A 9420-nucleotide genomic window follows, 5' to 3' on the forward strand; every position below is an offset into this window, starting at 1 on the left:
ATAGCCCCCCAGGTTAACAGCTTTACTATGGAATAATTGCAAAAGATTTAACAGCTTAATTAGGGTCTTAGTAGAATTTAAAGCACGAGTTAATCTCGTGCTTTTTTATATGGATTTTATTGAAATTAAAAAAATAATGGATAGAACTTCTGCATCCGGGACAAATTATATTCGTGGAGGTGATAGTAATGGCTAAAAAAGCAGGTAGCACACAAACTGGTACTAACATCCAAGAAGTAAAACAACAAAACGCTTCAGTAACTTCTGGTCAACAATTCGGTACAGAATTCGCTAGCGAAACTGACGTACAAGAAGTAAAAAGACAAAACGCTCAAGCAGAGCAAAACAAATCTAAAAACTCATAATTATAGCTAAAAGATGAAGGCACTTTTCTTAGAGGAAAGTGTCTTCTCTTATTTCTCCTAAAAAAATCCTCGTATACTCCTAATGGAAAGTTCGACAAAACCTCTTGTTAGTCTACAGAAGTAGTCAAAGGAAATAGGGACTTGAAGTGGAAATAATCAACAGAGCAAAAAAAACACCAAAATTTAAAAGTCAGCAGTGAAGAGGGAATAGTAGAATATCTTTTTTAAAATGAGAGGTAATTAAATCCTTGCTAAAAATATGAATTAGGATGTGTATGTTCATGAACGTGTTCAATGGATTAGTAGGAGAACAGATGAAGATTATGGAAAAGCTGCTGTACTTGCAAAGTGAGCTGGAGCGGTGTGAGGAAATAGAGGCACAATTGCAGCAATTGCAAAAGGAAACAGAGCTGAAGGAAGTGCAGGTTGAGATCCTGAATATGGAGATGGAGCTGAAAGAGATTCAGCGAATATTTGAAATGCAGACAGAAAAAGTTATCAAGGTTTACCAGCAAAACGAAATGAATTTAAGCTCCATTTGATAGGTAACATTAAATATTTCTTATCCCTTCTGCAATTTCAATGGTTCTTTTGTTTTAAATTTTTCTATTAACCGTTATAATAATAGAAAAAAGAGGAATTGTTCTTTGTTGCCTTGATTGGGAATTAGAATATTTAAATGTAAGTAGGTTGCAAAGCGTCCGCAAAATGAAAGTAGGGGAGAATAATGGGCGTACCTATCGAGGGTGAACCAATACAAATTCATAGCTACAAACATAATGGGCACATCCATCGAATCTGGGACGAAACAACGATACTTAAAGGGACGCAAAATTTAATAATAGGCGGTAACGATCGGACAATTGTTACAGAATCAGACGGCAGAACATGGGTCACCCGTGAACCGGCAATATGCTATTTTCATTCCCAATACTGGTTTAATGTAATTGGAATGATAAGGGAAGACGGAATCCATTATTATTGTAACCTTAGTTCGCCATTTATTTATGATGGAGAAGCAGTGAAGTATATTGATTATGATTTGGATATTAAAATTTTTCCAGATATGACTTTCAACCTCCTTGATGAGGACGAGTATGAGCGTCACCGTGCGGAAATGAAGTATCCAGATGCGATTGACCGTATCTTGAAATCGCATGTTAATCAATTGATTCAGTGGATACGCCAAAGAAAAGGTCCCTTTGCACCAGATTTTATTGATTTATGGTATGAAAGGTATTTAACGTACAGAAGTTAATAAGTAAGGAGGAATAGCTTGTTGAGAGTTCAGCAAGCTTTTTCTTTTGTTTTGATTTGTGCTAGTGGTAAAATAACATCTTGTTTGGAAGCTTTGTTCTAATTACTTATTTACATAACAACTTTGGAAAGGAAAGAGGAGAGAATGTGGACAGTATTAAAAGATATTTGCATTTCGTAAAACCTTACCGAATGCAAATTATAGGAACTATCATCATTGGTATCATCAAATTCGCTATTCCTTTGCTCATTCCGCTTTTGCTTAAATTTGTCGTTGATGACATTATTAACGCAACAGACTTGGATAAACAAGAGAGAATAACAAGCCTTTTGAAGATGATGGGTATAATGTTAATCATCTTTGTCATCATTAGGCCGCCTGTTGAATATTACCGCCAATATTTTGCCCAGTGGACGTCGAATAAAATACTTTATGACATTCGTGATCAGCTGTTTTCTCATTTACAGAAACTGAGCTTGAAGTATTATTCAAATACAAGGGCAGGGGAGGTTATCTCCCGCGTAATTAATGATGTGGAGCAAACGAAGAACTTTATCCTGACTGGCCTGATGAACTTATGGCTTGATGGTGTTACCATCTTAATTACGATCGGAATAATGCTGACGATGAATGTGAAGCTGACGATTATCTCGATTATTCTTTTGCCGTTTTATGCGTTATCTATCAGACATTTCTTCGGAAACTTACGTACGCTGACAAGAGAGAGATCGCAGGCTTTAGCAGGAGTGCAAAGCTTCTTGCATGAAAGAGTGCAGGGAATCTCGGTCATCAAAAGTTTTGCAACAGAAGATCATGAACAAAAACACTTTAAAAAATATAATAGTGCATTCTTGGAAAAGGCAACAGATCACACACGCTGGAATGCAAAAGCATTTGCTGTGGTTAATACGATTACGGATATTTCACCATTAATCGTAATTGCCTATTCAGGCTATCAAGTAATCAGCGGTCAGCTGTCTTTAGGGGCTATGGTAGCTTTCTTTGCATACATTGAAAGGCTGTATAATCCGCTGAGACGAATGGTGAACTCTTCCACTACACTGACACAGTCAATCGCATCAATGGATCGTGTTTTTGAGCTGATAGATGAAAAGTACGATATTCAAGATAAGGAGACAGCTGTCCCATGTGTGGATGTTAAAGGGGATATTAGTTTTCAGAATGTCGATTTTGCCTACGATCAAAAGGATGACCGTGTCTTAAAAAATATCACTTTAAATATAAAGCAAGGAGAAACAATTGCTTTTGTAGGGATGAGCGGCGGCGGTAAATCATCACTGATCAGTCTGATTCCGCGCTTTTATGATGTTACTGGCGGCAGTATTCTTCTTGACGGAAAAGATATCCGCGATTTTCAAGTAAGAACCTTAAGGGATAAAATCGGAATGGTTCTCCAAGAAAATATTCTATTCAGTGAATCAATCAGAGAGAATATTATGATAGGAAAGCCAGATGCAACAGAGGAAGAAGTAATCGAAGCAGCAAAGGCTGCTAACGCACATGACTTCATCATGCAGCTCCCAGATAAATATGAAACAAAGGTTGGCGAAAGAGGAGTAAAGCTAAGCGGCGGACAAAAGCAGCGTGTTGCCATTGCCCGTGTATTCTTAAAGAATCCGCCAATTCTCATTTTGGATGAAGCTACGTCTGCTCTTGATTTGGAAAGTGAGCAATCTATTCAAGAAGCGATTGAGAAACTGGCAAAGGAAAGGACGACATTAATTGTTGCCCATAGACTTTCGACCATCACTCATGCAGACCGCATTGTCTTAATTAACAATGGGGAAATTGTTGAGGATGGCAGCCATGAACAGCTGATGAAGCTTCAAGGTCATTACTTTAATCTGTTTCAAATACAGCAGCTTGGAGTATAAATAAAAGAAAGGATGTCCTTGAATCAAGGACATCCTTTCTTTTTATTCTTCTATCTTAACTTCCGGTTCATGCTTATGATGTACTTGAATCGTGGTGATTAGTGTATCTAAATGCTCCACATTTTCATCATATTCAATGATTGCAGAAATGATTTGCATTGCATGGTACTGCACCATTTCCTCGTCGTGTTCACATATACGCTCATCAACTGTTTCACGGTAGTGGTTGATAAGCTGGTAGAATAGTTCCTTCCTGTCAAGGGTGATATTCCCTTCCTCAAAGGTGACATTCGGTTTCACTTTACCAATGAACTTCAGCATCACATGCTCATGATGATGGATCAGACAATCAAGCTGCTGCTGGATGATATTTTGAAAATTCTCCGGCAATGATTTAAGCTCATTTTCAAAACGGTGCAATTTCTTTAAAGTATGGAATGATCTTTTAAGTGTGTTAATCATTTGCCTGTATATAACAAGCTTTCTCGCTTTAAGAGGCGTATTCCTCTTAAAATAGTTTCTTTCTTCTTTATACATTAAGTACAACTGGTCTATTTTAATAATCCGGTCAGAAATCTTGTCGATATCATTCTTTAGTAGACTATGTTCAGATGCATGCCTAATATTCAGGCGTATCCACTTTGTAACTTCTTCACTAATATCAGAAATGCTGTTATACAGCTTGTTTTCATATTTTGGAGGCAAAAATACGAGATTTACGATAAACGCTGATAGAATTCCCAGCATTATAGTTGAAAATCGTATAATCGCAAATGTAATAAAGTCATCTGTCGTCGTTTCCATAATTGCAATCAACGTTACTGTTGACAAAATGATTGTTTTTTCTAGTTTAAGCTTTAAATTAATCGTAATTACAATTACCGCGGCAAGACCAATGATAAAGATATTGTTGCCGAAGCTGAGTACGAAAACAACAGCGATAATTGCGCCTATAATATTACCTTGTATTTGCTCTATAATAGATAAGTAAGATCGATAAATAGTAGGCTGTATCGCAAAGATTGCGGAAATTCCTGCGAATACAGGTGTGGGCACTTGCAGTGTTTGGGCAAGCAGCAACGCTAAAACGATGGCGATTCCTGTCTTAAGAATGCGCGCTCCTAAAGTCATATAGAAATAATCCTCTCTCATACATTTTAAGTAGCCTAGTATATCTATACTTTAAACAAATTATAGAAAAACTAAACAATAATGTACTATACAGTGATTGACTGTTAACATCAATAGTCATTTAATGATTATATGATTTTTTCATGAAAAATTAATGAAATGTAATGCTGCGGAATATGCTTTGTTGGATTTTAGCAGGTTGCAAAAGTTTTTACAGGAGAATTTAAACGTTGTATCATGCAGATTTATGTGATTTATAAAACAGAGAGCAATATAACTGCTCTCTGTTTTAGATGGTTTTTATAGTTCTTTCGCCAATGCTTCAAAAGCATTGTTGACAGCATGGATTGTTGCCTCAATATCCTCTTGGGTATGAGCAATGGTAATAAACCATGCTTCATATTTTGAAGGTGCAAGCATAACACCTTGTTCTACCATTAACTTAAAGAATTTACCGAATAATTCACCATCAGTGTTTTCGGCCTGCTCATAATTCATAACCTTTTCGTTCGTGAAGTAAATAGTAAGTGCGCCTTTTAGACGGTTAATAGTAATCGGCACCTTATGCAATGCAGCCGCATCAGCAATCCCTTTTTCAAGCAAAGCACCCAATCTATCCAAGTGCTCATATACGCCTTTTTGTTTCAGCACTTCAAGGCAGGCAATTCCTGAAAGCACAGAAGCAGGATTTCCGGCGTGTGTACCAGCTTGGTATGCGGGTCCAATCGGTGCCACTTTGTCCATAATTTCCTTTTTGCCTCCATAAGCTCCGATTGGAAGACCTCCGCCGATGATTTTCCCTAATGCTGTTAAATCTGGCTTTACTCCCAGTAAATCCTGGGCACCGCCGTATGTAAAGCGGAAGGCAGTGATTACTTCATCATAAATGACAAGAGCTCCAGCATTATGGGTATATTCGTTAATTAATTCAAGGAAACCTTCAACAGGCTCGACAATACCGAAGTTACCGACTATTGGCTCGACAAGGACGGCAGCAATTTCTGGTCCCCATTTCTCAATTGCATCCTTGAAGGCATCGATATCATTGAAAGGAACAGTGATAACATCAGCGGCAATCACAGCAGGTACGCCAGCTGAATCTGGTGTGCCCAGTGTAGATGGACCTGAACCTGCTGCAACAAGGACAGGATCGGAGTGGCCGTGATAACAGCCTGCGAATTTAATAACCTTGTTTCTGCCAGTATAGGCACGTGCCACCCTGATCGTTGTCATGACCGCCTCTGTTCCAGAGTTCATGAATCTGACTTTCTCCATAGAGGGAATAGCTTCTTGAAGCATTTTAGCGAATGTCACCTCATGCGGTGTCGGTGTCCCGTACAAAACGCCACTTTCTGCTGCTCGAGTGATAGCTTTTGTTATATGGGGATGAGCATGTCCTGTAATGATTGGGCCGTATGCTGCCAAATAATCAATGTACTGGTTTCCATCCACATCGAAGAAATAGGCTCCTTGTCCTCTTTCCATAGCGACAGGAGCTCCGCCGCCAACTGCTTTATACGAACGAGAAGGGCTGTTGACTCCCCCGACGATTACTTTAAGTGCTTCCTCATGTAATCTCTCAGAATTATTATGTTGCATGATATTCCTCCTAAATCTTCTATCATTATTAAATGATGTTCATCATAATTTTAGCACTTTTTTTCAGAAGATAAACGATAAAGCTATTGTAAGTACTACTTTGCCTGATGCTCTGGTCTTTATGTAGAAAGACAAGCATACATTTTTAAAAAGAAAAGCAGATAAGGGGGAGGAACGTGTTTTTTTATTTTCTGTTAGCTATGATTATTTTTTTTATCATGATGAGCTTGCGAACATTGTTCGTTCCTTATCGTCTGAAAGAAAAATGGGTTTCTTTTGAGAACTTTATATACTTATTCTTTGTTTATATCACCATTATGATAGGATTTGGTTTAATCTACACACTCCTTCAGCTCAACGGGGTAGAGGTCTACAATGAAAGTGAACAAATGTATGACTCTTCCCTGCATTTTATAGATATGCTTCAAACAGGGATATATTTCAGTGGCATCACTCTTTTTTCAGTCGGCTTCGGCGACTTGGCGCCAATCGGGTTTGGAAGATTGATTGTAGTAATAGAAGCACTAATCGGCTATACAATTCCTGCGGCATTTGTGGCAAGAGCAGTTCTTGATATGGACAGCTAAAAGGGATGTAAGTTGAAAAAAAATGCTCCTTTCGCTAGGCTATTATTAATAATAGTATTGGAGGAAGAATGATGAGTGTGATTATAGGAGAGAAAGCACCTGATTTTACATTAGAAGCAAATAATGGAGAGACAGTTAAATTGTCAGATTTTATTGGGAAAAATGTTGTTTTATACTTTTATCCGAAAGATATGACACCTGGATGTACAACAGAAGCGTGTGATTTCAGAGACAGCCATGCTATCTTCGAAGAGCTTGAGGCAGTTGTCCTTGGAGTAAGTCCTGATCCTGTCAATAAACACAGAAAGTTTATTGAAAAACACGGCTTGCCGTTCCTGCTTCTTGCAGATGAAGATCATCAAGTAGCAGAAAGCTACGAAGTCTGGAAGCTGAAGAAAAACTTCGGGAAGGAATATATGGGTATTGAACGTTCCACCTTTCTTATCGACAGAGAGGGTAGACTTGTCCGTGAATGGCGAAAGGTCAAAGTGGCCGGTCATGTAGAGGAGATTGCTGAAGAACTGAAAAAACGATAAGCTTTTCTAGCCTAATTTATTACGGCTGAGGCTTTTGTCCATTCCAATATACAAGTTGTGAATACATTATATTAGGGCATACCTCCTCAGATATATGTTGCAGACCACGATGGTTGGTCTGCCTTTTTTTATTTAGGAAGATAAGAGCATTATATATGGCCAATCGAATATAATAAGAAGTATAGAAAAAGAATCATTCTAGTTTTAGACAAATGATAACACAATATCAGTCTGATTTACGTCTATTCCGCCATTCTTATTGACAAAAGCATGATTTTGTTAGTACACTAATTATAAACATTATAAAATAAGAATACTTTTTAGAAATGGGGTGCATGTCTGTGGAACATAATGAGTTACAGGAAGCTCTTGATAAACTAAAAGAAACAGGAGTGCGCATTACCCCGCAGCGTCATGCGATACTTGAATATTTAATAAGCTCAATGTCACATCCGACTGCCGATGAAATTTACAAAGCACTGGAAGGCAAATTTCCAAATATGAGTGTGGCCACTGTTTATAATAATTTAAGAGTGTTTAAAGAAGTGAGTCTTGTAAAGGAATTGACATATGGTGATTCTTCAAGCCGCTTTGATTTTATCACTTCCCATCATTACCATATCATATGTAAGGATTGCGGGAAGATAGTGGATTTCCATTATCCTGGACTGGATGAGGTAGAACAATTCGCCAGTCATGTCTCAGGTTTTAAAATCAGTCATCACCGCTTAGAAATTTATGGAACATGTCCTGAATGTGCAAAAAACGAAGCGCACTAAGCAAGTATAAAGAGGATGTCTCTTTTTGAAATTTCCCACCAAATGCCGGCGGGGGATTTAAAAAATGATGACTCCTCTTTTTGTCTTTTATGTGCTCATTAGAAAAACGTATCATAAAGTTTGCCGGGGATTATTGTCCGATTTAGTGAAAGGCAGGAATTTTAGAACAATATATCGAAAGTATAATTAACGAATTTTTTATGATGGGGGAGCAATGATGGAAGACATTCTTCGTCCGATTTATCAAGAAAGAGCGAGCCAAGCGAACACACTTGGCGTTCTGATGATAGAAAAAAGACAAAAAGAAATGACGGTAACAGATACATTTGACTCGGTGATGCTAATCATCGTAAAAGAGGCGGAAAAGCCAATTTTCATTAAGCATTATACGTATACAGATAAAAAGGCAGCACTTCATGTCATCACAGAGACTCAGTTGAAAAAATGGATCCTGCTTGGGACAAATAAAAAAATCTTTGAATGGCTGTACAATGGGAGAGTTATATTTGACCGCAATGAGTTTGTCTCGCAGCTCAAAAGTGAGTTAAAGGATTTTCCTGTCTCTGAAAGAAAGCGGAAGATGGGTGTGGAGTTTGCCAAGCTTATCAGAAGATATATGGATGGAAAGGCATTTTTTGAGAACAAACATTATCTTGATGCATATAATGATGTCGTTCACTCCTTGCATCATTTAGCAAGGCTTGCGGTCATCGAAAACGGGTTTCACCCCGAGGTGACTGTTTGGAGTCAGGTTAAACAGATTGAACCAGAGATTTATAAATTATATGTTGAATTGATTAACAGTGAAGAGCCTTTGGAAAAAAGACTTGAATTGTTGTTTTTGGCAAGCGAGTTCCTCATCCATTCAAAGACAAAAATGAGCATTCAGCATATTTCAGATATACTGGAGGAGAAAGAGTATTGGTCATTTAATGATCTTATGGAGAATGAAGAGCTTTTTCTTGTATATTCTGTTGATTTAGGAATGCTTGTTGAATATTTAATTGAAAAACATTTTATTGAAGTGGTGGATGTGGAAACGAAAAGTCCTAAGGTTTATCACCGCTATTATAAGGTTTCGAAAAAAGATTAAAGTTTTTTTAGAAAAAGTATTGACGCTAACTAAATAACTTGTTATATTTATATCCGTCGCTAAAACAACACAAAATGTTGCTGAAACGGCGGAAAAGTTTTTTTAAAAAACAGTTGACACGAAAAAGGTCAAATGTTATATTAAGAAAGTCGCTTCTGGAAGAATGAGGAAGCAGAC

Annotated in this window: 10 protein-coding genes; 8 read left to right on the top strand and 2 right to left on the bottom strand. The window is 37.6% G+C overall.

The window, feature by feature from the left end:
- Positions 1 to 188 precede the first annotated feature (188 nt).
- From ACLIJJ_RS19165 to ACLIJJ_RS19180, 4 genes are all read left to right on the top strand, one after another.
- Entirely contained in the window at positions 189 to 365 is a 177-nt protein-coding gene (locus tag ACLIJJ_RS19165) for a gamma-type small acid-soluble spore protein (protein ID WP_233316391.1), read from the top strand.
- A 281-nt stretch (positions 366 to 646) separates the two neighbouring features.
- Entirely contained in the window at positions 647 to 907 is a 261-nt protein-coding gene (locus tag ACLIJJ_RS19170; protein ID WP_233316392.1) for a YgaB family protein, read from the top strand.
- A 185-nt stretch (positions 908 to 1092) separates the two neighbouring features.
- Entirely contained in the window at positions 1093 to 1623 is a 531-nt protein-coding gene (gene ntdP, locus ACLIJJ_RS19175) for a nucleoside tri-diphosphate phosphatase (RefSeq protein WP_233316393.1), read from the top strand.
- 146 nt (positions 1624 to 1769) lie between these two features.
- Positions 1770 to 3518 carry an ABC transporter ATP-binding protein gene (locus ACLIJJ_RS19180; RefSeq protein WP_282581419.1) on the top strand — a complete coding sequence of 583 codons (1749 nt, stop codon included), beginning with the start codon at positions 1770 to 1772 and terminating at the stop codon, positions 3516 to 3518.
- A 42-nt stretch (positions 3519 to 3560) separates the two neighbouring features.
- Here ACLIJJ_RS19180 and ACLIJJ_RS19185 read toward each other — a convergent pair whose 3' ends face one another.
- Together ACLIJJ_RS19185 and ACLIJJ_RS19190 are read right to left on the bottom strand one after the other, a co-directional pair.
- Positions 3561 to 4649, bottom strand: coding sequence for an FUSC family protein (locus ACLIJJ_RS19185; protein ID WP_233316394.1), 1089 nt, complete (start codon positions 4647 to 4649; stop codon positions 3561 to 3563).
- Between the two features lie 300 nt (positions 4650 to 4949).
- Positions 4950 to 6248 carry a glutamate-1-semialdehyde 2,1-aminomutase gene (locus tag ACLIJJ_RS19190; RefSeq protein WP_237940726.1) on the bottom strand — a complete coding sequence of 433 codons (1299 nt, stop codon included), beginning with the start codon at positions 6246 to 6248 and terminating at the stop codon, positions 4950 to 4952.
- A 200-nt stretch (positions 6249 to 6448) separates the two neighbouring features.
- On the opposite strand from ACLIJJ_RS19190, the gene ACLIJJ_RS19195 reads away from it, so the two are divergent.
- From ACLIJJ_RS19195 to ACLIJJ_RS19210, 4 genes are all read left to right on the top strand, one after another.
- A complete protein-coding gene (locus tag ACLIJJ_RS19195) occupies positions 6449 to 6835 on the top strand; it encodes an ion channel (RefSeq protein WP_237940727.1) in 387 nt (128 codons plus the stop codon).
- Positions 6836 to 6906: 71 nt separating this feature from the next.
- A complete protein-coding gene (gene bcp / locus ACLIJJ_RS19200) occupies positions 6907 to 7371 on the top strand; it encodes a thioredoxin-dependent thiol peroxidase (protein WP_237942232.1) in 465 nt (154 codons plus the stop codon).
- A gap of 335 nt (positions 7372 to 7706) precedes the next feature.
- A complete protein-coding gene (gene perR, locus ACLIJJ_RS19205; protein ID WP_245399835.1) occupies positions 7707 to 8150 on the top strand; it encodes a peroxide-responsive transcriptional repressor PerR in 444 nt (147 codons plus the stop codon).
- A gap of 217 nt (positions 8151 to 8367) precedes the next feature.
- Positions 8368 to 9243, top strand: a complete 876-nt coding sequence (locus ACLIJJ_RS19210) for a nucleotidyltransferase-like protein (protein WP_233316423.1) — start codon at positions 8368 to 8370, stop codon at positions 9241 to 9243.
- Positions 9244 to 9420: the final 177 nt, after the last annotated feature.

Origin of the sequence: Niallia laureatilytica (genome assembly GCF_046613985.1) — a bacterium.
Lineage (GTDB): Bacteria > Bacillota > Bacilli > Bacillales > Cytobacillaceae > Niallia.